The sequence below is a fragment of the Halomonas sp. HG01 genome (assembly GCF_000968715.2).
Taxonomy (GTDB): Bacteria; Pseudomonadota; Gammaproteobacteria; order Pseudomonadales; family Halomonadaceae; genus Halomonas; species Halomonas halophila.
The window spans coordinates 1,914,200-1,937,643 of the sequence record NZ_CP022134.1; the positions used below are offsets into that span (position 1 = coordinate 1,914,200).

Here is a 23,444-nt window from a genome sequence, read left to right on the forward strand (position 1 = left end):
CGGGCATGACGCAGCCCGCCCTGATCGAGGCCGTCGACGCCGCCTTGCCGCAGACCCAGTGCGGCAAGTGCGGCCACGACGGCTGTCGTCCCTACGCCGAGGCCATCGCGGAAGGCGAGGCGATCAACCGCTGCCCGCCCGGCGGCCAGGCCACCGTGGTGCGGCTGGCCGAGCTGACCGGTCGTACCGAGGTGCCGCTGGAGCAGCCCGCCCAATCGCCGCTGGTGGCGCGGATTCGCGAGGCCGAGTGCATCGGCTGCACCAAGTGCATCCAGGCCTGCCCGGTGGACGCCATCCTCGGCGCCGCCAAGCACATGCACACGGTGATCGAGGCCGAATGCACCGGCTGTGAACTCTGCGTGGCCCCCTGCCCGGTCGACTGCATCGACCTGCTGCCGCATCCGCACTGGCAGGCCGCCGACGGCGAGGCCGAGCAGGACGCCTACCTGGCCCGGCGCGCCGAGCGCGGCCGTCGCCGCTTCGAGGCGCGCAACGATCGTCTCGTCCGCGAGGAAGATGCCAAGCGAGAGCGGCGGCGCAAGCGCAGCGCCAGACAGGCCGCGCCGGCCCGGTCGCCCCATCAGGCCCAACCCCAGGCGCCCACGGCGACGCAGCCCCAGGCGCCGGCAGCGTCCTCCAGTGCCCTGCGCGCCAGCCGGGTCAGCCTGGTCGCCAGCCTCAAGCGACTGGATCGCCAGCGCCAGGCGAGCGATCTCGCGCCCGACAAGCGCGACGAGCTCGACCGTCGCGACACGGAGCTTCGCCAGCGCCTGGCCGACATCGATCGTCAGCTCGATGCGACCGACGGCTCCCAGCCCGCGAACGACGATGTGGGCAAGAGCGCGCGGCAGACCGAGCGTCAGCGCCGCTTCGCCGTCAACGCCGCCGAACAGGCCCGGCGCCGCGCCCGCCAGCAGCTGGCCCACGCCGAGCGCCAGCGCGACGACGCGGGCATCGCCGCCGCCCACGAGCAGATCGAGCGCGCCGAGCGCATGCTCGCCGAGGCGCGTGCCACCCTCGGCTCCGCCTCCCACTGATCACTGTCGCCCACGCTATGAACGCCCAGAAACGCCACGAGATCTTCGCCCGCCTGCGCGAGCACAACCCCGAGCCCACCACCGAGCTCAACTGGTCGACGTCCTTCGAGCTGCTGGCCGCGGTGCTGTTGTCGGCCCAGGCCACCGACGTGGGCGTCAACAAGGCCACCGACCGGCTGTTTCCGGTGGCCAACACCCCGGCGGCCATCCTCGAGCTGGGCCTCGACGGCCTGAAGGAACACATCAAGACCATCGGCCTGTACAACACCAAGGCCGAGAACCTGATGAAGACCTGCCGCATCCTGGTGGAGCAGCACGACGGCGAGGTTCCGCGTACCCGCAAGGCGCTCGAGGCACTGCCAGGCGTCGGCCGCAAGACCGCCAACGTCATCCTCAACACCGCCTTCGGCGAGCCGACCATCGCCGTGGACACCCATATCTTCCGGGTCTCCAACCGCACCGGCATCGCCAAGGGCAAGGACGTGGTCGAGGTGGAGCAGAAGCTGCTTCGCCACGTCCCCAAGGCATTCCGCCAGGACGCCCACCACTGGCTGATCCTGCACGGCCGCTACACCTGCGTGGCCCGCAAGCCGCGCTGCGGCAGTTGCGTGATCGAGGATCTGTGCGAATTTCCGGACAAGGTGGAACTCTAGTCACGCTTCACTCACGGTCTGACGCGCCGGACACGACCGGCGAGGGAGACGCTGCATGGCCCTGCTCGAGTCGCTGTTGCTGCCTCCGCTGCTCAACGCCTGGCTGATCCTGGTCGGCGGCCTGCTGTGGATGCGCCTGCATGTGATCGGCGGGCTGCTGGTCGCGCTGGGCCTGGGCAGCCTGATCGTGCTCGCCACCCCGACGGTCAGCCATGCCCTGCGTCAGGGGCTGGAGCCTCAGCCGCTTGCCGTCAGCGCCCTCATGGACGGTGCCCTGGGGGAACGAGCAAGCGCCATCGTGATTCTCGGCGGCGGCCGTGACTACGACGCCCCCGAATTCGGCTGGGGCGACGCCCCGTCCAACGCCAGCTGGCGGCGCCTGGCGTACGGTGCCTGGCTGCATCGCCAGAGCGGCCTGCCGATCCTGGTCAGCGGCGGTCGGGTCCATGACGAACACAGTGCCGAGGCCAGCCTGATGGCGGCCGCCCTGCGCGAGGTGTTCGACGTGCCGGTCCGCTGGCGGGAAGGCCGCAGTGCCAATACGGCGGAAAACGCCCGGCACAGCGCCGAGATGCTCACCGCCGAAGGCATCGACCATGTGGCGCTGGTTTCCCAGGCCTGGCATCTCCCGCGCGCCACGGCCGAGTTCGAGCGCGCGGGCCTTGCCGTCACGCCGGCCCCCACCGAGTTCGCCAGCCCTCCTCCCGATGGCCCCCTGGCCTGGCGCCCCAGCGCCTATCACCTGCATCAGAGCACCCGCGCCCTGCATGAATGGCTGGGGCGCGGTGAAGGATGGCTCAAGGCCAGGCTCCTGCCTTGAATCGCCCGCCCCGGGCCCTTACCCCAGCGAAAACTCCCCGCCGCGCTCGATCGCCTTTCGATACCCCGGACGCTCGCGGCAGCGGGCCAGGAAGTCCTGCAACCGGGGCGCCGATGCGAGCCCGCCGCGCCCCTCGAGCGCCAGCACCGGAAAGCTCATCTGGATGTCCGCCGCCGAGAAGGCCTCTCCGGCGAACCAGGTCGAAGCGTCAAGCTCGGCCTCCCAGAAGTCGCGCAGCTCGGTGATGCGCGGCCCCAGGAAGTTCTGCTCCACGCCCTTGGCGAACTGCCGCCCCAGCGGCCGCACCAGGGCCGGCACCGGCGGCTTACCGAGGCGCGAGAACACCAGCCGCATCACCAGCGGCGGCATCGCCGACCCCTCGGCATGGTGCAGCCAGAAGCGATAACGCTCGCGCTCATCGCTGCCGACGGGCGGCGCCAACTGGCCGTCGGCATCGTGATGCTCGAGCAGGTATTCGATGATCGCCCCCGACTCGGCGATGGCCCGCCCACCCCGCGCCTCATCGGTGATCACCGGCGACTTGCCCAGCGGATGCACCTCTTTCAGTGAGGCCGGGGCCAGCATGGTCTCGGGATCACGCCGATAAACGACCAGCTCATACTCGACACCCAGCTCCTCCAGCAGCCACAGCACGCGCTGGGAACGCGAGTTCTCCAGATGATGTACGCGAATCATGAGACGCTCTCCCTGTCCTTTCGTGAGTCGCCAGTGTAACGGGCTTGGCCCAAGGTCGTCTTTGCCACCTCAGGAGCCCTCTCTAGACTTGGAGACACTGGGATTTAATGCGTCGTGCAACGGGCGTCACGGGGAGGACGGCATGCGCAAGGTGCTGGTAGTGGACGACGAGCCCAATATCGTCCTGTCGCTGGAGTTTCTGATGCAGCAGGCCGACTTCGAGGTGGTGACCGCGGAGGACGGCGAGACGGCGCTGGCCCGCGTGTCCGAGACGCGACCGGATCTGATGCTGCTCGACATCAGCCTGCCGGGCATCGGCGGCTTCGACGTGCTGGAACGGCTGCGCGCCGATCCCGACTTCGCACGCCTGCCGATCATCATGCTCACCGCTCACGGGCGTGAGGTGGAACGCGAGAAGGGCCTGGCCCTGGGCGCCGACGACTACATCACCAAACCCTTCTCGACCCGCGAGCTGGTCGAGCGGGTCAAGAGGCTGCTCGCCGACGCCGGACGGGAGGGCGAACCATGACCCGCCGCCGTCCCGGTCCGCCTCGCCGACAGACCCTGATCGGGCTGTGGCTGCTGCTGAGCGGCGTGAGCCTGCTGGGCGGTGCACTCTTCGCCCTGTGGCTCGACGGCCTGCTGGCCCCCGAGGGCCTGGCCCGCGGGGCCCTGTGGGCCGGCAGTTTCTCCGGCGGCGGCACCATCTTCCTGGTCGGCCTGATCCTCGAACGGCGGCTGTTCATGCCGCTGCGGCATCTGCAGGTGCAGCTGGCACGCCTGGTGGCCAACCCCGATGCCGTAGACGACTATCCCCCGGAGGGTTGGCTGCGCGGCCTGGGGCCCGACCTGGTGCGCATCCGCGAGGCCTGGCGCGACGATCGTGCCCGGCTGGGCAACGCCCGCGCCGAAGGGGCGCGCAGCGCCGCCCGCATTCGCCAGGAGCTCGAGGCCCTGCTGCAGGTGCTGGACACGCCGCTGCTGCTCTGCGATCGCCATCGCCGGCTCCTGCTGTTCAACCCCGCCGCCGAGGCCCTGTTCGCCGATGCCCCCGGCCTGGGGCTCGGCAAGCGACTCGACACCCTGCTACCCGCCGCCAGCCTGCAGGAGGCCCTGCGCCAGCTGCCCGAAGACGCGACGCCCAGGGACGTGCTGGTCCCCTGCGGCGAGCGCTGGCTGCGCGCGACCCTCAGACGCATCCCCGAGAGCCAGGGCGAGACCCTGCTGACGCTGGTGGATGCCACGGCCAGCTGGCACAACGAGCTGGGCGCCGGTGCGGCCCTGGCCGAGCTGCTGCCCGCCCTGCGCCGCCATGGCGCCGGCTTGACCAGCGCCGCCGATGCCCTGGGGCACCTGCGGGGCACCGATAACGACGCCCTGCGCCAGCGCCTGTCGGGGGTGGTCGAGGAGGAAGGGCGCGGGCTGGCCGAAGGCCTGGAGCGGCTGGGTGAAACGCTCGACGCCCAGCAGCGCCGGGCCGAGCGTCTGTCCCCGCTGTGGTCCAACGATCTCTGGGCCGGCCTCGTCGAACGCCTGCCTGCCGGCGGCCCGACCCTCACGCCCATCGGCATGCCGGCCTGGCTCAAGGGCGATGCCCCGGTGCTGCTCGAGGCCCTGCACAGACTGCTGACCCGGCTGGCCGAGCGCACCGGCGAGACCCGCTTCGACGGCGAGGTCTGCCTGGGCAACCAGCGCGCCTACCTCGACCTGTGCTGGCAGGGGGCAGCGCTCAGCGAACGCGAGCTGTCGGCCTGGCGAGGCGAACGCCTCGAGGCCCTGCCGCTGGCCCCGACTCTCGGAGAGGTGCTCCGCCAGCATGCCAGCGATGCCTGGAGCCTGGCCGATGAAGACGGCGTTCATGCCCGCCTTCGGCTGCCCCTGCCGGCGCTGGAGCGAGTGGGCGCCCCTCGTCCGGCTCCACCGCCTCGCCCCGAGTTTCATGACTTCGGCATCGCCGAGCTGCCACCGCCTGACGCCGAGCTCGCCGCCCGGCCGCTGCGGGCGCTGGAGATCGTGGCCTGCGATACCGAGACCACCGGCCTGGAGCTGCGCCGCGGCGACCGGGTGATCAGCATCGGGGCCTGCCGCATCGTCAACGCGCGGCTGCTGGCCAGCGAGACCTTCGACCTGCTCATCGATCCCGGCCGGCCGATTCCGCCGGCCAGCACCGCCATCCATGGTCTCACCGACGCCGACGTCACCGGCGCCCCGCCCGCCGCCGTCGCCCTGCCGCGCTTTCGCGACTACGTCAGCGACGCCGTGCTACTGGCCCACAACGCCGCCTTCGACCTGCTGGCCCTGCAGCCATCGGACGGCGGCGTCTCCCTCGACATGCCGGTGCTGGACAGCCTGCTGATCTCGCGCGGTCTGGACCCCAGCCTCGACGGCCATGACCTGGATTCCCTGGCCGAACGCTACGGACTCGCCTTCCCGCCGGGCAGCCGCCACACCGCGCTGGGGGATGCCCGGGTCACCGCCGAGCTATGGCTGGCCCTGCTGCCGCGCCTCGAGGCCCGGGGCATCGACACCCTGGCGGCGGTACTGGCCCTGCAGGCGAGCGCCTTCGATCGGGAGGACGCCAGCGCTTCATGATGACGTCACGCCGCAAGGAGCGCCTGATCGCCCTGATCATCCTGGCGACGCTGCTGTTCACGCCGCCGCTGCTGCTGGTCACCGAGCGCCTGGGCCCCGGCGCCCTGACGCTGTATGTCTTCCTCGCCTGGGCCGCGGTGATCGCGCTGGCCGCCTGGCTGCTGGAAGGCGGGCGCCGGGAATGAGCCTGCGCGGCGAGTGGACCGTGCTGGCCGTGGCCTTCGGCTACCTGGCCCTGCTGTTCCTGATCGCCGCCTGGGGCGACCGGCGCGCCGCACGAGGCCGATCGATCATCGGCTCCCCCACCATCTACGCGCTGTCGATCGCCGTCTACTGCACCGCCTGGACCTTCTACGGCAGCGTCGGGCGCGCCGCCGAGACCGGCCCCAGCTTCCTGCTGATCTATCTCGGCCCGACGCTGGCCATGCTGCTGGCCCCCTTCGTGACCCGCAAGATGGTGCGCATCGCCCGCGCCCAGCGCCTCACGTCGATCGCCGATTTCATCAGCGCCCGCTACGGCAAGAGTACCGGGCTGGGCGCCCTGGTGGCGCTGATCGCCCTGATCGGCATCACGCCCTACATCGCCCTGCAGCTCAAGGCCATCACGCTGAGTCACGCGGTACTGGTCGACTACCCCGGGACGGCCGGCCAGGCCCTGGAGACCACCGCCTTCTGGGCCGATAAGTCGTTCTGGGTGGCGCTGGTGCTGGCGGTGTTCATCATCCTGTTCGGCACCCGCCACCTGGACGCCAGCGAACGCCATGAGGGCATGGTCGCCGCCATCGCCTTCGAGTCGCTGGTCAAGCTGGCGGCCTTCCTGGCGGTCGGCGCGTTCACGGTCTTCGTGCTCTACCGCGGCCCCGGCGAGCTGTTCACCCGGGTCGCCAAGACCCCGGACCTGCTCGGGGTGCTGGGCCTGGCCGCGGTACCGGGCGGCGCCCTGGGCTGGGTGGGCACCCTCGCCCTGGCCTTTTTGGCCTTCCTCGGCCTGCCACGCCAGTTCCAGGTGATGGTGGTCGAGAACGTCGACGAGCGACACATCATCCGGGCGACCTGGCTGTTTCCGCTGTATCTGCTGGCGATCAACCTGTTCGTGCTGCCCATCGCCCTGGCCGGCCTGCTGGGCGATGCCGGGGGCGATCCGGACAGCTTCGTGCTGACGCTGCCGCTGGCCACCGGCGCCGAGGGGCTGCCGCTGCTGGTCTTCATCGGCGGCCTGTCGGCGGCCACGGGCATGATGATCGTCGAGACCATCGCGCTGTCCACCATGGTCAGCAACCAGCTGGTGATGCCGCTGCTGCTGCGCGCCCGGCTGCTGCCCCGCGGCGGCCAGGGCGCGCTGGCCGGCTGGATGCTCGGCGTGCGGCGTCTGGCGATACTGGCCATCCTGCTGCTGGGCTACGGCTACCATGCGCTGGTGGGGGACGCCTACAGCCTGGTCACCATCGGCCTGGTGTCCTTCGCCGCCGCGGCCCAGTTCACCCCGGCGCTGCTGATCGGCCTCTACTGGCGCGGCGCCAATCGGCTCGGCGCCGGGCTCGGCCTCACGGCCGGCTTCATCGTCTGGGCCTGGACGCTGCTGATCCCGGGCTTCGCCCAGTCCGGCTGGCTCGACGCCGGTTTCCTCACCGACGGCCCGTTCGGCATCGCCTGGCTCCGGCCCTATGCGCTGTTCGGCCTGGAAGGCTGGGATATCTACACCCACGCGCTGCTGTGGAGCCTGGTGGCCAATGTCGGCCTACTGGTCGGCGTCTCACTGTTCACGCGGCCGTCGGCGCTGGAACAGACCCAGGCCGCGCTGTTCACCGAGGCGCTGCATCCGCGCCTCGACCAGGCCTCGCTGGGGCATGCCGGCCACACGCCGCGCGGCGAGCTGCGCGCCCTGCTCGACCGCTATCTGGGCGCGGCCACCACCGCCCGGGTATTCGCCGAAGAACCCGATCAGGACGACCGGCACCCCGCGTCGCCGGCGCTGGTGGCGCGGGGCGAACGGGCGCTGGCCGGGGCGCTGGGCAGCGCCTCGGCCCGAGTGCTGATCGACTCGGTGGTGCGCGGCGAAGCCCTCGACCTGCCGGCGCTGCTGAGCGTGCTCGATACCACCTCCGAGACGCTGGAGATGAACCGCCGCCTCGAGCAGAAGTCCCGCGAGCTCGAGCGCACCGGCGAGGCGCTGCGCGAGGCCAATGAACGGCTGCGCGAACTCGACCGCCTCAAGGACGAGTTCGTGGCCATGGTCAGCCACGAGCTGAGGACGCCCTTGACCTCGATCCGCGCCTTCGCCGAGATCCTGCGCGATCATCGCGACCTGCCCGACGACAAGCGCGAACACTTCCTCGGGGTGGTGGTACGCGAGAGCCAGCGGCTGTCTCGACTGATCGAGGAGATACTCGACCTGGCCCGCCTCGAGAGCGGCCGACTGACGCTGCATCCCGAGCGGCTCGATCTCGCCGAGCTGGCCCGCCGAGGCGTCGAGGCGGTGCAGCGCCCGCTGGAGGAGCGCGGCATCACGCTGGAGGTGGCCCTCGAGGTGGACGCCGCGCCGGTGATCGGCGACCCCGACCGGCTGGAACAGGTGGTCATCAATCTGCTCGACAACGCCGGCAAGTTCGCCGACGGCGCGTCCCCGCGCGTGCGCCTGGCGCTGACCCACTACAAGCGCGGCTTTCGGCTGGCCGTGGAGGACAACGGCCCCGGCATCGCCGAGGCCGAGCGCGAGCGGGTGTTCGAGAAGTTCCACCAGATCCAGCACCAGGACGACGGCGCGCCCCGCGCCCGCCCCCGTGGCAGCGGGCTGGGCCTGCCAATCTCCCGCGGTATCATCGCCCATCTCGGCGGCCGGCTGTGGGTGGAAGACGCCCCGACGCTGGGCGGCGCCTGTCTGGTGATGGAGCTGCCGGAGGCACCGGCCATGTCGCCGACTCACGACTGACATGCTGCTGTCACAGTAACGTTACACCCTGTGTCCTGACTCACGTCTCTCCTCACACAGGTGATTCCCATGCAGCTCATGTCTCGCTCTTTGCTCGTCGGCGGCGTCGCCGCCACCCTCGCCGCCGGCATGTCACAGGCACAGGCAGAATTCTCCCTCAGTGATCGCTTCCACGATGCCGATGGCGACCTGGTGGCCGACATTCCCGAGGACGCCTCCCAGTGGCGCGATCCCGATACGCTGGTCTTCGCCTATACACCGGTCGAGGACCCCGCCGTGTATGCCGAGGTGTGGGATGGCTTCCTAGAGCACATGGAGGACGTCACCGGCAAGAAGGTGCAGTTCTTCCCGGTGCAGTCCAATTCCGCCCAGATCGAGGCCATGCGTGCCGGCCGCCTCCACGTGGCCGGTTTCAACACTGGCTCCAACCCGCTGGCCGTCGCCTGTGCCGGCTATCGCCCCTTCGCCATGATGGCCGCCGAGGACGGCAGCTTCGGCTACGAGATGGAGATCATCACCCACCCGGGCTCCGGCATCGACGAGGTGGAGGACATCCGCGGCAACACCCTCACCCACACGTCGGAGACGTCCAACTCAGGCTTCAAGGCGCCCACCGCGCTGATGGCCTCGGAGTTCGGCATGGTCTCCGGCGAGGACTACGACGTCGACTTCTCCGGCAAGCACGACAACTCGGTGCTGGGCGTGGCCAACCGGGACTACGCCGTGGCCACCGTGGCCAACTCGGTCAAGAACCGCATGATCGATCGCGGCGTGATCGACGCCGACCAGATCGAGGTCATCTACCAGTCGGACACCTTCCCCACCACCAGCTATGGCACCGCCCACGATCTGGCGCCCGAGCTGCAGGAAGCGATTCAGGAGGCCTTTTTCAGCTTCGACTGGGAAGGCAGCGCCCTCGAGGAGGAGTTCGGCCGCAACGGCGAAGAGCAGTTCATTCCCATCACCTTCCAGGAACATTGGGCGGTCATTCGCCAGATCGACGAGGCCAATGGCGTGGAATACGCCTGCCAATGAGCCTCGTGACCGGCCGGGCGTGGGCGGAACGTCGCTCGCGCCCGACCGGTCGAGGAAAATCGAACGAGACCCTATCCATTGCTTACCATCGACCGACTCACCAAGACCTATGCATCCGGCGACACGGCGCTCCGTGAGGTGACCTTGCAGATTCCGCAGGGCCAGGTGGTGGGGCTGATCGGCCCCTCCGGGGCCGGCAAGTCGACCCTCATCCGCTGCATCAACCGCCTGGTGGAGCCCTCGGCCGGCACCGTGCACCTGGGCGAGACCGACCTGGTCCCACTGCGCGGCCGTGAACTTCGCCGGGCCCGGCGCCGCATCGGCATGATCTTCCAGGAATATGCCCTGGTCGAGAGACTGACCGTGATGGAGAACGTGCTGTCCGGACGCCTCGGCTATGTGCCCTTCTGGCGCAGCTTCACCCGACGCTTTCCGGGCCAGGACATCGAGAACGCCTACCGACTGCTGGATCGGGTGGGGCTGCTGGCGCATGCCGACAAGCGAGCCGATGCCCTCTCGGGCGGCCAGCGCCAGCGCGTGGGCATCGCCCGGGCACTGGCCCAGGACCCCGAGCTGCTGCTGGTGGACGAACCCACCGCCAGCCTCGATCCCAAGACCAGCCGCCAGATCATGCGATTGATCACCGAGGTCTGCGCCGAGCGCGGGCTGCCGGCCATCGTGAACATCCACGATGTACCGCTGGCGCAACGCTATCTCGATCGCCTGATCGGGCTGAAGGCGGGTCAGGTCGTCTTCGACGATGCGCCCGACCGCCTCGACGACATGACCCTCACTCGGATCTACGGCGCCGAAGACTGGAGCGGCGCGGAATCGGACGCGGACGCGGACGCCGTCGATGGCGACGACGCGGCAACGCCCCGGATGATGCCCGCGAGGTCGGCATCATGACCTCGTCCCCTGGCTACTGTTCATCCCATCCCTACCCGCGCCACTGGCGGCGACCACCGCAGCTCATCACCACGCGCCGCTGGCGACTGGCCATACCGCTGCTGGCACTGACCTATCTGATCCTCGCACTCGGCTCGCTGGAGGTCGACGGTGCCCGTCTGATGGAGGGCCTGTCACGCGGCGCGCGCTTCGTTCAGGGCTTCCTGCAGCCGGATTTCACCAGCCGTTGGCACGACATCCGTCAGGGACTGATCGAGAGCCTGACCATGACCCTGACCGCCACCGTGGTGGGCGTGCTGGTATCGATACCCATCGGGGTCGGGGCGGCACGCAACCTGTCGCCGCGCCCCGTCTACATGGTGTGCCGCTCGGTCGTGGCCATCAGCCGGTCGCTGCAGGAAATCATCATCGCCATCTTCCTGGTCGCCATGTTCGGCTTCGGGCCCTTCGCCGGCTTCCTCACCCTCGCCTTCGCCTCCATCGGCTTCGTGGCCAAACTGCTGGCCGACGACATCGAGGAGGCCAGCGCCAGCCAGATCGAAGCCATCCGCGCCACCGGGGCCAGTGGCCTGCAGCTGATCCACTATGCCATCCAGCCCCAGGTCATGCCGCGGCTGATCGGCCTGTCGCTCTACCGGCTGGACATCAACTTCCGGGAAAGCGCGGTGATCGGCATCGTGGGCGCCGGAGGCATCGGTGCCACCCTCAACACGGCCATCGACCGCTACGAGTACGACAGCGCCGGCGCCATCCTGCTGATCGTCATCGCCATCGTCATGTTCGCGGAATATGGCTCCAGCTACCTCAGGAAGACGCTGCAATGAGTGCCCTCGATTCCCGCCCGGGCGAACCCGCCCACTACTCGCAGGTCTGGTGCTTTCGCACACCGCGCGCCAGGCTGGCGCTATGGGGCGGCTGGGTGGCCCTGGTGGCGCTGTTCGTCTGGTGCTGGCAGGTGATGAACGCCAACACCCTGTGGGTCTTCGTCGCCGATGCACCCGATCAGGCAGTCGATATCGGCAGCCGCATGTTCCCGCCCGACCCGACCTACCTGCCCGAGCTGCTGCTGCCGCTATGGGACACCCTCAACATCGCCACGCTGGGCACGCTGGGCGGCATCATCCTGGCGATTCCGGTGGCCTTCCTCGCTGCCGGCAACACCACCCCCTCGACGCTGCTGGTGCGTCCCGTGGCGCTGTTCATCATCGTGAGTTCACGTTCGATCAATTCGCTGATCTGGGCACTGCTGCTGGTGGCGATCATCGGCCCGGGCCTGCTGGCCGGCATCGTGGCCATCGCCCTGCGCTCCATCGGTTTCGTCGGCAAGCTGCTGTATGAAGCGATCGAAGAGACCGATGGCCGACAGGTCGAGGCGGTGACGGCCACCGGCGCCGGACGCGCCCAGGTCATCCACTACGGCATCGTGCCCCAGGTGCTGCCGGCCTTCTGGGGCATCGCGATGTTCCGCTGGGACATCAACATACGCGAGAGCACCATCCTGGGCCTGGTCGGTGCCGGCGGCATCGGCATGAAGCTGCAGTCCTCCATCGACACCCTGGCCTGGTCCCAGGTCGCCACTATCCTGATCGTGATCCTCGCCACGGTGGTGGTCAGTGAAGCCCTTTCGGCCCGAGTTCGCCGAGCGCTGATCTGAGCGTCATGGCGTGACGCAGGAAGTCGTCACGCCTGTGCCCGCTTCACCAGCCGCCGAATGAGGGCCAGGTCATGGCGCAGCAGCAGACGCTGGTCCTCGCCGAGCGCGTCGAGGTCGATCCAGCCATCGGCGATGCGGCCCTGACGCAGGGCATCACGCTGAGCCGACAGCAACAGCGCCTGCAAACGCTCCAGCGCCCGCCTCAGCTCGGCGGCAAGCGCCGCCTCAAGCCCTCCCGCCATCACCAGTGCGGCCAGGCGTTCGCGGGTGGCCATCGCCCGCACGCGATGACGCACACTCAGCAGGCGCACGGCGCCGACCAGCGGCAGCAGTCCACGGTGCTTGAGGTCCAGCGCCGACTCGGCCGGCGCCCCCTCGCCCCCGGCGGCCAGACGTCCGAAGCGGTCGAGCGCCACCGGGCACTCGTTCAACAGCGCCGCCATCTCGTCGAGGAACAATCCGGCCTCGGGCACGTGACGCATCACGCCATCGACCAGTCCGGTCGCCAGCGCGGCATTACCGTACACCGGTGACGCATCGAGCAGGATATTGGCCTGCTGCACGCGCTTGACCCGCCGCTCGGCGGTCCAGATGGCCAGCTGGGCATGCCACGCCGAGAGGCGCTTGCGCCACATCGGCCAGCGCGCCATGACGTGCCCCGGGCACAGCGGGATGCCGGCGGCGTCGAGAGCGGCGGTGAAGCGCTCGCCCAGCGCCTGGAAGTAGCCATCGATCTCGGTGTGACGGGCGTCCGCATAGTCGGCGATGACCATGGCATTGTCCTGGTCCGGGACCAGCAGACTCTCGTGGCGCGCCGCCGAGCCCAGGGTCAGCACGCAGAACGCCACCGGCGGCGCCCCCCAGCCCTGCTCCTGCATGGCGACGAGTGACGCCTCGATGGCGCGGCGATAGAGCGCATCGTTGTGGTCGCTGATCAGCTGACTGATCCGCCAGGCCGGCAGGTCGAGGCGCACCAGCGCCGCCGCCAGATCGCGCTGCCAGGCATGGGCCTCGGCCAGGCTCGGCGTCGGCCCCAGCCGTTCGATGGCCTCGCCCAGCGGCGCGAGCAGCGCCGGCAGCCGCCCGACATCGGGCACGATGTCGTCGGCGAACAGCGAGCGCCAGGTCGAGGTTCGGTGGAGCAGGTGCATCGGCATGCCCAAAAGAAGACTGCCTCCAGCGTAGCAAGCGCCTCGTCCTTGCCGGTTGACCGGGAGCAGTCATGCGGTGCCCTGCCCTCATTGCCGACCATAAAAAAGACGGCGCCCCTGGGGACGCCGTCGCTCGGAAGCCTCTGGCAGAGCCGGAGATCGGCTCAGCGATCGTCGAACAAGGCGTCGCCCAACTCGTCGATCATCCGCTCGGCCTTGCTGACCATCAGCGCCTCGCAGGCCTCGCGACCGGGCACCACATCGGAGCGCTCGAAGCGATGCTCGAGCACCTCCTCGTCCTCGCCGCGGGGCTTGCGGATCCAGCCGCTGACGCGATACTGGCCGCCCATCTCCTCACACTGGGGCACGATCAGGTAACCCTGATAGGACACCGGCTCGCCCTCTGGCGCGGCGGCGGGCGTCGTCTCTCCCTGGCCGAACAGACCGGATAGCAGTTTCTTCAGCATCGAAGCCTCCTGGATCAAAAACGCCGACCCGATCGTCGGCGCTTTCTGGATCAGTCCTGCTGACGACCCTTGCCCGCCGCAATACGCAGACGCAGGGCGTTGAGCTTGATGAAGCCCTCGGCATCCTTCTGGTCGTAGGCGCCGGCGTCGTCCTCGAAGGTGGCGATGGACTCATCGAACAGCGAGGCGTCGGACTTGCGGCCGGCCACGGTGGCATTGCCCTTGTAGAGCTTCATGCGCACCACGCCGGAGACGTTCTTCTGGGTCTCGTCGATGGCGGCCTGCAGGGCACGACGCTCCGGGCTCCACCAGTAGCCGTTGTAGATCACCTCGGCGTACTTCGGCATCAGCTGGTCCTTGAGGTGGGCTTCCTCGCGGTCCAGGGTCAGCGACTCGATGGCACGGTGGGCGCGCAGCATGATGGTGCCCCCCGGGGTCTCGTAGCAGCCGCGGGACTTCATGCCCACGTAGCGGTTCTCGACGATGTCGAGACGGCCGATGCCGTTGTCGCCGCCCATCTGGTTGAGCTTGGAGATGACCTCGTGGGGACGCATCGGCTCGCCGTCGATGGCCACGATGTCGCCGTTCTCATAGGTCAGCTCGACGTAGGTCGGGGAGTCCGGGGCCGCCTCCGGGGAGACGCTCCAGCGCCACATGTCTTCCTCGGCCTCGGTCCAGGGGTCCTCGAGGTTGCCGCCCTCGTAGGAGATGTGCAGCAGGTTGGCATCCATGGAGTACGGCGACTTCTTCTTCTGGCTGGTGAAGTCGACCGGGATGTCGTGCTGCTGGCAGTAGGCCATCAGCTTCTCGCGGGAGTTGAGGTCCCACTCGCGCCACGGGGCGATCACCTTGACGCCCGGCTTCAGCGCGTAGGCGCCGAGCTCGAAGCGCACCTGGTCGTTGCCCTTGCCGGTGGCACCGTGGGAGATGGCGTCGGCGCCGGTCTGGTTGGCGATCTCGATCAGGCGCTTGGCGATCAGCGGGCGCGCGATGGAGGTACCGAGCAGGTACTCGCCCTCGTAGATGGTGTTGGCGCGGAACATCGGGTAGACGTAGTCGCGGGCAAACTCCTCGCGCAGGTCCTCGATGTAGATTTCCTTGACGCCCAGTGCCTCGGCCTTGGCACGAGCCGGCTCGACTTCCTCGCCCTGACCGATGTCGGCGGTGAAGGTCACCACTTCGCAGTCGTAGGTTTCCTGCAACCACTTGACGATGACGGACGTGTCCAGGCCGCCGGAATAGGCAAGCACGACCTTCTTGACATCGGACATGCTGAGGCTCCTTTTAGCTGTTCGGTGTAGAGGGCCGATTATAGCGCGACCAGCCTGGCGCGAATACCGGTGCGGCGGGACGCATCGCGGTGAAACTGCTAGACTCCCGCGTTTCGAGACAACCCGACCCCAAGTCAAGGAGAGGTGCATGAGCGAGGTGGCCGCCCGCGAACTCATGGCACAACGCTTCCGCAGTTTCCTGCCCGTGGTGGTGGACCTGGAAACCGGCGGCTTCAATGCCCAAGGCGACGCGATCCTGGAGATCGCCGCCGTGACCCTGACCATGGACCCCGAGGGCAACCTGATGCCCGACGCCACCTATGCCTATCACGTCAATCCCTTCGAGGGGGCCAACGTCGAGCAGTCCGCCCTGGACTTCACCGGCATCCGCCTCGACGACCCGCTGCGCCAGCAAGTCGCGGTCAGCGAGGCCGAGGCGCTGGGCGAGATCTTCCGGCCGGTACGCAAGGCGATCAAGGCCAGCGGCTGCACCCGCGCCGTACTGGTGGGGCACAACGCCGCCTTCGATCACGGCTTCCTGAACGCCGCGGTGGAACGCTGCGGGATCAAGCGCAATCCCTTCCACCCCTTCTCGAGCTTCGACACCGCCTCGCTGGCCGGCCTGGTCTACGGCCAGACCGTGCTGGCCCGCGCCTGCCGCGCCGCCGGTATCGAGTTCGACAACAGCGAAGCCCACTCGGCGCGCTACGACACCGAACGCACCGCCGAACTGTTCTGTGCCATGGTCAACCGCTACAAGGACCTGGGCGGCTGGCAGCTGGCCCAGCGCGAGCAGGGCATCGAAGAGCCGTAAGCTGCAAGCTGCAAGCTGCAAGCTGCAAGCTGCAAGCTGCAAGCTGCAAGCTGCAAGCTGCAAGCTGCAAATCAGCAGCATGAAAATTGCCCGAAGCAAAAGAAACCCCCGAAGGCTGAGCACCTTCGGGGGTTTCTTGTAGCTCGGCGCTTGTAGCTCGGCGCTTACTGCTCGGCGTCGTCCTGATGCTTGGCGGCGGTCTCCTTGATCAGCGGCTCGAGCTCGCCGTTCTGGTACATCTCGACGACGATGTCGCAGCCGCCGACCAGCTCACCCTCGACCCAAAGCTGCGGGAAGGTCGGCCAGTTGGCGACCTTGGGCAGCTCGGCGCGGATGTCCGGATTGTCCAGCACGTTGACGAAGGCGAAGCGCTCGCCGCAGGCCATCAGGGCCTGAACGGTCTGGGCAGAAAAGCCGCACTGCGGCAGCTGGGGGGTGCCCTTCATGTAGATCAGGATCGGGTTTTCGCTGATCTGGCGCTGGATGTTCTCGACGGTGGTACTCATCTGCATTCCCTCTGGATCGGTGGTGGCCGCCGCGCCAAGGACAATACCCGAGCGCGCAGGTGGGCCTTCGATGCCGCCATTGTACGGATGCCAGCCGCGTTGCGCATCCCCCGCCGGCTGGCTAGGATGGTCGTTTTTTCCCGTGGAGTGACGCCATGGCCACCCGCCATTTCCTGACCCTGCTCGACCTGAGTCCGGAAGAGCTGCGCTACCTGATTCAGCGCGGCATCACGATCAAGAACGGCCTGAAGACCCACGGCCCGACCTACACCCCGTTCGCCAATCGCACCCTGGCGATGATCTTCGAGAAGTCGTCGACGCGCACGCGGGTGTCGTTCGAGACCGCCATGGCCCAGTTCGGCGGCCACGCCCTGTTCCTGTCGCCCCGCGACACCCAGCTGGGCCGCGGCGAGCCGATCGGCGACACCGCCCGCGTACTTTCGGAGATGGTCGACGCGGTGATGATCCGGACCTTCTCCCATGAAGGCCTCGAGGAGTTCTCCGACGCCAGCGACGTGCCGGTGATCAACGCGCTGACCGATGATTACCATCCCTGCCAGCTGCTGGCCGACGTCATGACCTGGACCGAGCTGCGCGGCAGCGTGCGCGGCCGCACGGCGGTATGGATCGGCGACGGCAACAACATGTGCCACTCCTGGATCAACGCCGCCCGCCAGTTCGAGTTCGACCTACGCGTGGTCTGCCCCGAAGGCTACGAGCCGCGTCAGGACATCCTCGATGCCGCCGGTGACCGGGTGACCATCCACCGCGACCCGATGGCCGCCGTGGAAGGTGCCGACCTGGTGACCACCGACGTCTGGGCCTCCATGGGCCAGGAAGAAGAGCAGGCCAAGCGCGAGGCCGACTTCGCCGGTTTCCAGGTCAGCGAGGCGATGCTCGACCGCGCCGCCGACGACGTGCTGTTTCTGCACTGCCTGCCGGCCCACCGCGGCGAGGAGATCAGCGAGACCCTGCTCGAGGACCCGCGCGCCGTGGTCTGGCAGGAGGCAGGCAATCGCCTGCACGCCCAGAAGGCGCTGATCGAGTTCCTGCTGCTGGGTCGCGTCGAGAACTGATCGACGTCTCCCTCGCTGCCCTCACGACGCCTCGGCAACGCCGGGGCGTCGCTGTTTCTGCGGTTCCGTCAATTTCGTGACCCTGGCAACACCGGCCTCTCGCCATGGGCAACGACGGCAAGCCGAAACGGGGGCCGACGCCCGCCCTTCACATTAGACCTTGGTCTAACCCCCTTCCCGCCGGTATAATGCGCCGCAACATATGACACCGCGAGACAGGCCGTCCCTCATGACCACCCTCTCCGCCGGCAATATCGCCCAGCGCAGCCTCCGCCAGTGCCTCTGCAACATGGCCGAACTGCTCTATCGCCAAGGCCACGTCCTGGAAACCGTCTCCAGCCCGCATCGGGGCCTCGACCGCCGCGCCCTGAACGCCCTCGCCCAGACCGAGCACGACTGGTCGAGCCACCAGCGCACCCTGGAGCGCAGCGAGGCCGCCACCTTCAATGCTCAGCGTCGCTTCGTGCTCACCGACCTGGGTCGCGAGCTGTTGTTCGAGATGTTTGGCGAGGGCGCCGCCGATATCGCCTAGGTGTCGGGTCCCGTGTGATTGACTACCCGCTTGGTGAATAACTCCGGCCGCTTGGCCTGCCATTCCTTCATCGCTGCAATCGGTGATTGATGATGCAGCGCCTTCTGAGGGATGTGGTGATTGTACAGCCAAGCGTAGCGTTTGAGCGTCTGCTCCAGATCCTCGCCTGAGGTATAGCGCCGGGTCGCCAGCACGTCACTGATGCGGCCGTTGAACCGCTCCACCATACCGTTCGTCTGTGGCCTTCCCGGCTTGATCAGGCGATGTTCGATATCATGGGCCTGGCACTCCTGGTCGAAGGGGTGGCGGCCGCTGGGCTTGCGCTCACCTGCCCGCGTGAAGCGATCGGTGAACGACTTGCCGTAGTACCTTCGGAACAATCTGGTGAGCGGCAGCCATCGNAGGCCTGAGCGGGACAGTCGAGGGTTCAGGAACTCACGTGCCACGACGAGCAGATCATCCAGACCGAGGCGCAGGAATTCACGAGCGGCGATCAGCACCTCCTCCTGCTCAGACGAGAGGGTGGCGAGTAGGTTGTGACGCGTGTGCGGTCGGTCATGGACATCGTTGCGGTACCGCCAGCGGCGGATGGTCGCGTGGGAGACACCATACTGGCGGGCCAGCTCGCTATCCGTGATGCTGGACGGTGCCGCCTGGATTTCAGCACGGATCTTCGGTGTCGTGGTGGCCTGCTTATGCAGCTTGATGTCCATGAACCTGCTCCCGAATGAATTGCTTTAGAAGCTCTCTGGCTGCCAGCAGAGGATAACTCCTATAGCTCATTTGATCATCCGGGACCCTACACCTAGGCAATCCGCGAAAAGTGCCTGCGCTCGGTAATACAGCGTCAAAAATCAGCTCGTGCGCGAGCCCGGTCAAAGTACTCATTTACAGCACGTAAACTCGCACGCGAGCCCGGTCCGCCTTCTCGCTGATTTTTTCCTTGCCTAACCTTCGCTCGTCGACTTTTCGGCATCGCCTGATCTCGGCGTCCTTCCCTTTCGCCACTCTGGCGACTTGCGTCAACTCGACGTCGCCTAAGGTCAACTTACTCCAGGCGTCATGACGGAAACTCCCTGCAGTTCACGCAAGGAGGTCCCCATGAACCGCAATGTCATCCTCACCTGCGCCATCACCGGCGCCGGTGACACCGCCGACAAGAACCCCAACGTCCCTGTCACCCCCCAGCAGATCGCCGACGACTGCATCGCCGCCGCCAAGGCCGGCGCCAGCGTCGCCCACATCCACGTTCGCGACCCCGAGACCGGCGGCATCAGCCACTCCACCGAGCACTTCCGCGAGGTGATGGACCGGGTCCGCGAGGCGGGCACCGATATCGTCATGAACATCACCGCCGGCGGCGGCGGCGACTGGATTCCCGATGCCGAAGACCCGACCCGTGGCGGCCCGGGCACCGACATCCAGACCCCGGCCGAGCGTCACGCGCCGGTCGGCGAGTTGCTCCCCGAGCTGTGCACCCTGGACTGCGGCAGCCTCAACTTCGGCGACATGGTCTACGTCAACACCGCCGACTGGCTGCGCGAGCATGCCCGCCTGGTCCAGGCCGCCGGCGTGAAGCCGGAGCTCGAGTGCTTCGACCTGGGCCACGTCTGGTTCGCCCGCCAGCTGCAGCAGGAAGGCCTGCTCGACGGCGACCCGCTTTTCCAGCTGTGTCTGGGCATTCCCTGGGGCGCCGAAGCCGATCCCGAGACCATGCTGGCGATGCGCAACAAGCTGCCGGAAAACGCTAATTGGGCGGCCTTCGGCATCGGTCGCCAGCAGATGCCCATGGTCGCCCAGGCGATGCTGCTCGGCGGCCATGTCCGCGTCGGCCTGGAGGACAACCTCTATCTGAGCAAGGGCGTGAAGGCGACCAACGCCCAGCTGGTCGAGAAGGCCGGCACCATCGTCGAGAATCTCGGCGGACGCCTCATGACCCCGGCCGAGACCCGCGCGCATCTCAAGCTGCGCGACCCGCGCACCGGTCAGACCGTCACCAGCACCCCGGGAGGTGAGGCATGAGCCGCCAACTGACGGTCATCGGCACCGGCGTCATCGGCAACGGCTGGATCGCCCGGGCGCTGGCCCAGGGCTGGGACGTGGTCGCCTTCGACCCCGCGCCGAACGCCGCCGAACGCACCCGCGCCTTCGTCGACAATGCCTGGCCGTCGCTCGAGAAGCTCGGCCTGGCCGAGGGCGCGGCCCCCACGCGACTGACCTTCGTCGACAGCCTCGAGGAAGCCGTGGCCGGCGCCGACCTGATTCAGGAGAACGTGCCGGAGCGCCTCGAACTCAAGCGCGAGATCCTCGCCGCCATCGATGCCGCGGCGGCGCCCGGCGCGATCATCGGCTCCTCCACCTCGGGCTTCAAGCCCAGCGACCTGCAGCGTGACTGCGCCTGGGTGCCGGGCCGGGTGATCGTCGCTCATCCCTTCAACCCGGTCTATCTGCTACCGCTGGTGGAGCTGGTCGGCGGCGAAGCCACCGAGCCCCGCCAGATCGAGCAGGCCCAGGCGCTCTACCAGGCGCTGGCCATGCGGCCGCTGGTGGTGCGTCGCGAGATCGAAGGGCATATCGCCGACCGACTGATGGAGGCGCTGTGGCGCGAGGCCCTGCACCTGGTCAACGACGGCGTGGCCACCACCGAGGAAGTGGATGCCGCCGTGGTCTACGGCTGTGGCCTGCGCTGGTCGCTGATGGGCACCTTCCTGACCTTCCATCTGGCCGGGGGCGAACAGGGCATGCGTCACATGCTTGAGCAGTTCGGCCCGGCGCTGAAACTGCCCTGGACCAAGCTCGAGGCCCCGGAACTCACCGACGAGCTGATCGACAAGGTGGTCGAGGGCTGCGAGTTCCAGGCCGCCGAGCGCCCGGTCGCCGAGCTCGACCGTCGCCGCGACGACTTCCTGGTCGAGCTGCTCGACCTGGTGCAGAAGTACTGGCCCGAGGCCGAAGGCCTGGAAGGACGCATCTGATGGCACTGCTCGAGACCCGCGTCGTCCCGGAATGGGTCGACTACAACGGCCATATGAACGACGCCGAATACGCCCGGGTGTTCTCTCTGGGCGTGGAGGCGCTGATGGACGCCATCGGCCTCGACGAGGCCGGCCGTCGGCGCCATGGCTACACCGTCTATACCCTGGAGACCCATCTCTGCTATCGCCGCGAGGCCCATGAAGGTCAGCCGCTGGCGATGGACGTGACCGTGCTCGACCGCGACGCCAAACGGCTTCACGTCTTCTTCGAGATGCGCGATACCGAGGGCACCCTGCTGGCCACCAGCGAGCAGATGCTGATGGGCATCGACAGTGAGGCCGGGCGCCCGGCGCCCTTCCCCGACCCCGTCGAGGCGGCCATCGGCGAGCTGCCAATCGCCGCAGCGGATGCCTGGCCGGACGCCGCCGGACGCCGCATCGGGCTGCCCGCCAAGCGCTGACGACGATCGAGCACATGACAACGCTTCTCCGCCCGGTCGATGCCGGGCGGATACGGGATCGCCGGCCCGCGGCCCGGCCCGAGAGGAGAAAAATTATCACCACGCCAACTCCCCCCACCCCACCGACTCGCCGTGCCAGTCATGAGGTGGAGACCTCCACCGACTACATGATCACCGAACTGTCGCAAAATGGTGTCTTCAGCGGCATGCACAAGGGCATGACCATCACCGCGGCCTTGCTGGTGCTGGCATTCGTGCTCTTCACCGGCATGATGCCGGACCTGGCCGGCGGCCTGTTCGGCACCACCCGTGCCTGGATCGAGAGCACCTTCAGCGGCTACTACCTGGTGACCGTGATGCTGCTGATGGCGGTGTGCGCCTTCATCGTGATCAGCCGCTACGGCAGCGTGCGCCTGGGCCCCGACGACAGCCGCCCCGACTTCAGCAACTTCGCCTGGTTCTCGATGCTGTTCTCGGCCGGCATCGGCATCGGCATCCTGTTCTTCGGCGTGGCCGAGCCGGTCTTCTACTTCGACAACGCCGGCGCCTTCGGCTACCCCAACAATCCCCATGCCGACATGGCCGGGGCCACCGCCATGAACCACGAGCGCGCCATCGATGCGCTGCGCGTCTCGGTGTTTCACTGGGGGCTGCACGGCTGGGCGATCTACGTGATCGTCGGCATGTCACTGGCCTACTTCGCCTACCGCAAGGGGCTTCCGCTGGCGCTGCGCTCGGCGCTCTATCCCTTCATCGGCGAACGCATCTTCGGACCGGTCGGCCACTTGGTGGACATCCTCGGCGTACTCGGCTGCGTGTTCGGCGTCGCCACCTCGCTGGGCCTGGGCGTCAGCCAGATGGCAGTGGGCCTGGAGCGTCTGGTCGGCATCGGCGCGGGCCTCGACACCCAGCTGACCCTGATCGCCGTGATCTCGTTGATTTCGATCCTCTCGGTGGTCTCGGGCGTGAAGAAAGGCATCAAGGTGATCTCCGAGCTCAACATCTGGGTCTCGGTGGTGGTCGTTGGCGCCTTCCTGATCGGCGGCCCGACCCTGTGGCTGGTGAGCGCCTTCGGCGAGACGGTGCTCGACTACGCCGTCAACTTCCTTCCCATGGGACTGTGGTTCGCCGACGAGCCCGGCACCACCGAGTGGCAACAGGGGTGGACCATCTTCTACTGGGGCTGGTGGCTGGCCTGGGCACCGTTCGTCGGCCTGTTCATCGCACGCATCTCCCGGGGCCGCACCCTGCGTGAGTTCGTGCTCGGCGTGCTGCTGGTGCCGACCCTGATCATCTTCGTATGGCTGATCATCTTCGGCGGCAACGCCCTCTACCAGGAGCTGCATGCCGCGGGCGGCCCGGGCAGCGGCGGGATCATCGAGCTGGTCAACGCCTGGAACCTGCCGGCCGCGCTGTTCGAGAGCGCCGACGGCATCGCCGGCACCGGCACCCTCGGCTGGGTGCTCTCGGCGTTGATGGTGTTCCTGCTGATGAGCTGGTTCGTCACCTCCTCGGACTCCGGTACCCTGGTGCTGACCACCATCCTGTCGCTGGGCAACGAGGAGCCGCCGCAGCGCTTCCGGGTCTTCTGGGGCGTGGTGATCGGGCTGGTGGCGGCAGCACTGCTGGTGGCCGGCGGCCTCAAGGCGCTGCAGACCGCGTTGATCGCCGCCGCACTGCCGCTGAGCGTGGTCATCCTGGTGATGACCGGCGGGGTGCTGCTCTCGCTGCTGCGCGAGTCGCGTCGCGCGCCTGCATCGGCGGCGAAACGCTAGCACGGTCCTATCGATCACCAGGGCAGGCAACAGGAAGGCCCGATCCGGCATCGCCGGATCGGGCCTTTCATCACGGGGCCAACGCCCCGAC

Annotated in this window: 24 protein-coding genes; 18 read left to right on the forward strand and 6 right to left on the reverse strand. The window is 68.1% G+C overall.

The features are described 5' to 3' along the window. Positions 1 to 5: 5 nt before the first annotated feature. Genes UN84_RS09010 through UN84_RS09020 form a run of 3 tightly spaced genes read left to right on the forward strand, consistent with a single transcriptional unit; the run spans position 6 to position 2,510 of the window. On the forward strand, positions 6 to 1,037 hold the full coding sequence (locus tag UN84_RS09010) for an RnfABCDGE type electron transport complex subunit B (protein WP_046078147.1): 1,032 nt from the start codon (positions 6 to 8) through the stop codon (positions 1,035 to 1,037). A 17-nt stretch (positions 1,038 to 1,054) separates the two neighbouring features. Then, positions 1,055 to 1,690, forward strand: coding sequence for an endonuclease III (gene nth / locus UN84_RS09015; protein WP_046078148.1), 636 nt, complete (start codon positions 1,055 to 1,057; stop codon positions 1,688 to 1,690). A 55-nt stretch (positions 1,691 to 1,745) separates the two neighbouring features. Continuing rightward, positions 1,746 to 2,510 carry a YdcF family protein gene (locus UN84_RS09020; protein WP_046078149.1) on the forward strand — a complete coding sequence of 255 codons (765 nt, stop codon included), beginning with the start codon at positions 1,746 to 1,748 and terminating at the stop codon, positions 2,508 to 2,510. Between the two features lie 18 nt (positions 2,511 to 2,528). Here the strand turns inward: UN84_RS09020 and UN84_RS09025 are convergent, their stop codons facing one another. Next, the gene (locus UN84_RS09025; protein WP_146909001.1) at positions 2,529 to 3,206 is read right to left on the reverse strand and encodes a glutathione S-transferase family protein; all 678 of its coding nucleotides are present in this window, start codon (positions 3,204 to 3,206) and stop codon (positions 2,529 to 2,531) included. A 142-nt stretch (positions 3,207 to 3,348) separates the two neighbouring features. Here UN84_RS09025 and UN84_RS09030 point away from each other — a divergent pair, with 142 nt between their 5' ends. The 8 genes from UN84_RS09030 (at position 3,349) to phnE (UN84_RS09065) (ending at position 12,325) form a co-directional block, all read left to right on the forward strand. Then, positions 3,349 to 3,735, forward strand: a complete 387-nt coding sequence (locus UN84_RS09030; protein WP_046078152.1) for a response regulator transcription factor — start codon at positions 3,349 to 3,351, stop codon at positions 3,733 to 3,735. Beyond that, the gene (locus UN84_RS09035; RefSeq protein ID WP_046078153.1) at positions 3,732 to 5,798 is read left to right on the forward strand and encodes a 3'-5' exonuclease; all 2,067 of its coding nucleotides are present in this window, start codon (positions 3,732 to 3,734) and stop codon (positions 5,796 to 5,798) included. The genes UN84_RS09030 and UN84_RS09035 overlap by 4 nt, the downstream gene beginning before the upstream one ends. Next, complete coding sequence (locus UN84_RS09040; RefSeq protein WP_046078154.1) at positions 5,795 to 5,983, forward strand: hypothetical protein; 189 nt, start codon at positions 5,795 to 5,797, stop codon at positions 5,981 to 5,983. Before UN84_RS09035 ends, UN84_RS09040 begins: the two co-directional genes overlap by 4 nt. Next, positions 5,980 to 8,727, forward strand: coding sequence for an ATP-binding protein (locus tag UN84_RS09045; RefSeq protein ID WP_082090815.1), 2,748 nt, complete (start codon positions 5,980 to 5,982; stop codon positions 8,725 to 8,727). The genes UN84_RS09040 and UN84_RS09045 overlap by 4 nt, the downstream gene beginning before the upstream one ends. 69 nt (positions 8,728 to 8,796) lie before the next feature. Continuing rightward, positions 8,797 to 9,762: a phosphate/phosphite/phosphonate ABC transporter substrate-binding protein gene (phnD, locus tag UN84_RS09050; RefSeq protein ID WP_081945872.1), complete on the forward strand. Its 966-nt coding sequence runs from the start codon at positions 8,797 to 8,799 to the stop codon at positions 9,760 to 9,762. Positions 9,763 to 9,840: 78 nt separating this feature from the next. Continuing rightward, entirely contained in the window at positions 9,841 to 10,671 is an 831-nt protein-coding gene (gene phnC / locus UN84_RS09055; protein ID WP_046078155.1) for a phosphonate ABC transporter ATP-binding protein, read from the forward strand. Next, entirely contained in the window at positions 10,668 to 11,495 is an 828-nt protein-coding gene (gene phnE, locus UN84_RS09060) for a phosphonate ABC transporter, permease protein PhnE (protein WP_046078156.1), read from the forward strand. Before phnC ends, phnE (UN84_RS09060) begins: the two co-directional genes overlap by 4 nt. After that, on the forward strand, positions 11,492 to 12,325 hold the full coding sequence (gene phnE, locus UN84_RS09065; RefSeq protein WP_046078157.1) for a phosphonate ABC transporter, permease protein PhnE: 834 nt from the start codon (positions 11,492 to 11,494) through the stop codon (positions 12,323 to 12,325). The genes phnE (UN84_RS09060) and phnE (UN84_RS09065) overlap by 4 nt, the downstream gene beginning before the upstream one ends. Before the next feature lie 26 nt (positions 12,326 to 12,351). Here phnE (UN84_RS09065) and UN84_RS09070 read toward each other — a convergent pair whose 3' ends face one another. The 3 genes from UN84_RS09070 to UN84_RS09080 form a co-directional block, all read right to left on the reverse strand. After that, positions 12,352 to 13,476, reverse strand: coding sequence for a DUF294 nucleotidyltransferase-like domain-containing protein (locus UN84_RS09070; RefSeq protein ID WP_046078164.1), 1,125 nt, complete (start codon positions 13,474 to 13,476; stop codon positions 12,352 to 12,354). Positions 13,477 to 13,640: 164 nt separating this feature from the next. Beyond that, the gene (locus UN84_RS09075; protein ID WP_046078158.1) at positions 13,641 to 13,943 is read right to left on the reverse strand and encodes an HlyU family transcriptional regulator; all 303 of its coding nucleotides are present in this window, start codon (positions 13,941 to 13,943) and stop codon (positions 13,641 to 13,643) included. Between the two features lie 50 nt (positions 13,944 to 13,993). Then, a complete protein-coding gene (locus tag UN84_RS09080; protein WP_046078159.1) occupies positions 13,994 to 15,214 on the reverse strand; it encodes an argininosuccinate synthase in 1,221 nt (406 codons plus the stop codon). A 148-nt stretch (positions 15,215 to 15,362) separates the two neighbouring features. On the opposite strand from UN84_RS09080, the gene rnt reads away from it, so the two are divergent. Further along, entirely contained in the window at positions 15,363 to 16,028 is a 666-nt protein-coding gene (rnt, locus tag UN84_RS09085) for a ribonuclease T (protein WP_035598185.1), read from the forward strand. Positions 16,029 to 16,192: 164 nt separating this feature from the next. On the opposite strand, the gene UN84_RS09090 is transcribed toward rnt, so the two are convergent. Then, the gene (locus UN84_RS09090; protein ID WP_016855581.1) at positions 16,193 to 16,534 is read right to left on the reverse strand and encodes a Grx4 family monothiol glutaredoxin; all 342 of its coding nucleotides are present in this window, start codon (positions 16,532 to 16,534) and stop codon (positions 16,193 to 16,195) included. A 155-nt stretch (positions 16,535 to 16,689) separates the two neighbouring features. Here UN84_RS09090 and argF point away from each other — a divergent pair, with 155 nt between their 5' ends. Together argF and UN84_RS09100 are read left to right on the forward strand one after the other, a co-directional pair. Beyond that, positions 16,690 to 17,610, forward strand: coding sequence for an ornithine carbamoyltransferase (argF, locus tag UN84_RS09095; protein ID WP_046078160.1), 921 nt, complete (start codon positions 16,690 to 16,692; stop codon positions 17,608 to 17,610). Positions 17,611 to 17,839: 229 nt separating this feature from the next. After that, positions 17,840 to 18,142, forward strand: a complete 303-nt coding sequence (locus UN84_RS09100; protein WP_046078161.1) for a hypothetical protein — start codon at positions 17,840 to 17,842, stop codon at positions 18,140 to 18,142. Here the strand turns inward: UN84_RS09100 and UN84_RS09105 are convergent. Next, positions 18,139 to 18,855 (reverse strand): integrase core domain-containing protein, encoded by a 717-nt coding sequence (locus tag UN84_RS09105; RefSeq protein ID WP_173834989.1) that lies wholly within the window; start codon positions 18,853 to 18,855, stop codon positions 18,139 to 18,141. The two genes, UN84_RS09100 and UN84_RS09105, sit on opposite strands and share 4 nt — an antisense overlap. Before the next feature lie 388 nt (positions 18,856 to 19,243). Between UN84_RS09105 and UN84_RS09110 the strand changes: the two genes are divergently transcribed. The 4 genes from UN84_RS09110 (at position 19,244) to UN84_RS09125 (ending at position 23,353) form a co-directional block, all read left to right on the forward strand. Then, positions 19,244 to 20,164, forward strand: a complete 921-nt coding sequence (locus UN84_RS09110) for a 3-keto-5-aminohexanoate cleavage protein (RefSeq protein WP_046078071.1) — start codon at positions 19,244 to 19,246, stop codon at positions 20,162 to 20,164. After that, a complete protein-coding gene (locus UN84_RS09115; protein WP_046078070.1) occupies positions 20,161 to 21,117 on the forward strand; it encodes an L-carnitine dehydrogenase in 957 nt (318 codons plus the stop codon). Before UN84_RS09110 ends, UN84_RS09115 begins: the two co-directional genes overlap by 4 nt. Then, the gene (locus tag UN84_RS09120; protein WP_046078069.1) at positions 21,117 to 21,578 is read left to right on the forward strand and encodes a thioesterase family protein; all 462 of its coding nucleotides are present in this window, start codon (positions 21,117 to 21,119) and stop codon (positions 21,576 to 21,578) included. Before UN84_RS09115 ends, UN84_RS09120 begins: the two co-directional genes overlap by 1 nt. A gap of 167 nt (positions 21,579 to 21,745) precedes the next feature. Then, a complete protein-coding gene (locus UN84_RS09125) occupies positions 21,746 to 23,353 on the forward strand; it encodes a BCCT family transporter (protein ID WP_046078080.1) in 1,608 nt (535 codons plus the stop codon). Positions 23,354 to 23,444 lie beyond the last annotated feature (91 nt).

Excerpts from the sequence above, each read along its gene's own strand:
- phnE (WP_046078157.1), top strand. The coding sequence starts at position 11,492 with ATGAGTGCCCTCGATTCCCGCCCGGGCGAACCCGCCCACTACTCGCAG.
- UN84_RS09100 (WP_046078161.1), top strand. The coding sequence starts at position 17,840 with ATGACCACCCTCTCCGCCGGCAATATCGCCCAGCGCAGCCTCCGCCAG.
- UN84_RS09110 (WP_046078071.1), top strand. The coding sequence starts at position 19,244 with ATGAACCGCAATGTCATCCTCACCTGCGCCATCACCGGCGCCGGTGAC.
- UN84_RS09010 (WP_046078147.1), top strand. The coding sequence starts at position 6 with ATGACGCAGCCCGCCCTGATCGAGGCCGTCGACGCCGCCTTGCCGCAG.
- UN84_RS09125 (WP_046078080.1), top strand. The coding sequence starts at position 21,746 with ATGATCACCGAACTGTCGCAAAATGGTGTCTTCAGCGGCATGCACAAG.
- rnt (WP_035598185.1), top strand. The coding sequence starts at position 15,363 with ATGAGCGAGGTGGCCGCCCGCGAACTCATGGCACAACGCTTCCGCAGT.
- UN84_RS09025 (WP_146909001.1), bottom strand. The coding sequence starts at position 3,206 with ATGATTCGCGTACATCATCTGGAGAACTCGCGTTCCCAGCGCGTGCTG.
- UN84_RS09035 (WP_046078153.1), top strand. The coding sequence starts at position 3,732 with ATGACCCGCCGCCGTCCCGGTCCGCCTCGCCGACAGACCCTGATCGGG.
- argF (WP_046078160.1), top strand. The coding sequence starts at position 16,690 with ATGGCCACCCGCCATTTCCTGACCCTGCTCGACCTGAGTCCGGAAGAG.
- nth (WP_046078148.1), top strand. The coding sequence starts at position 1,055 with ATGAACGCCCAGAAACGCCACGAGATCTTCGCCCGCCTGCGCGAGCAC.
- UN84_RS09120 (WP_046078069.1), top strand. The coding sequence starts at position 21,117 with ATGGCACTGCTCGAGACCCGCGTCGTCCCGGAATGGGTCGACTACAAC.
- UN84_RS09115 (WP_046078070.1), top strand. The coding sequence starts at position 20,161 with ATGAGCCGCCAACTGACGGTCATCGGCACCGGCGTCATCGGCAACGGC.
- UN84_RS09040 (WP_046078154.1), top strand. The coding sequence starts at position 5,795 with ATGATGACGTCACGCCGCAAGGAGCGCCTGATCGCCCTGATCATCCTG.
- phnD (WP_081945872.1), top strand. The coding sequence starts at position 8,797 with ATGCAGCTCATGTCTCGCTCTTTGCTCGTCGGCGGCGTCGCCGCCACC.
- UN84_RS09045 (WP_082090815.1), top strand. The coding sequence starts at position 5,980 with ATGAGCCTGCGCGGCGAGTGGACCGTGCTGGCCGTGGCCTTCGGCTAC.
- UN84_RS09020 (WP_046078149.1), top strand. The coding sequence starts at position 1,746 with ATGGCCCTGCTCGAGTCGCTGTTGCTGCCTCCGCTGCTCAACGCCTGG.
- UN84_RS09080 (WP_046078159.1), bottom strand. The coding sequence starts at position 15,214 with ATGTCCGATGTCAAGAAGGTCGTGCTTGCCTATTCCGGCGGCCTGGAC.
- phnE (WP_046078156.1), top strand. The coding sequence starts at position 10,668 with ATGACCTCGTCCCCTGGCTACTGTTCATCCCATCCCTACCCGCGCCAC.
- UN84_RS09030 (WP_046078152.1), top strand. The coding sequence starts at position 3,349 with ATGCGCAAGGTGCTGGTAGTGGACGACGAGCCCAATATCGTCCTGTCG.
- UN84_RS09090 (WP_016855581.1), bottom strand. The coding sequence starts at position 16,534 with ATGAGTACCACCGTCGAGAACATCCAGCGCCAGATCAGCGAAAACCCG.
- UN84_RS09070 (WP_046078164.1), bottom strand. The coding sequence starts at position 13,476 with ATGCACCTGCTCCACCGAACCTCGACCTGGCGCTCGCTGTTCGCCGAC.
- UN84_RS09075 (WP_046078158.1), bottom strand. The coding sequence starts at position 13,943 with ATGCTGAAGAAACTGCTATCCGGTCTGTTCGGCCAGGGAGAGACGACG.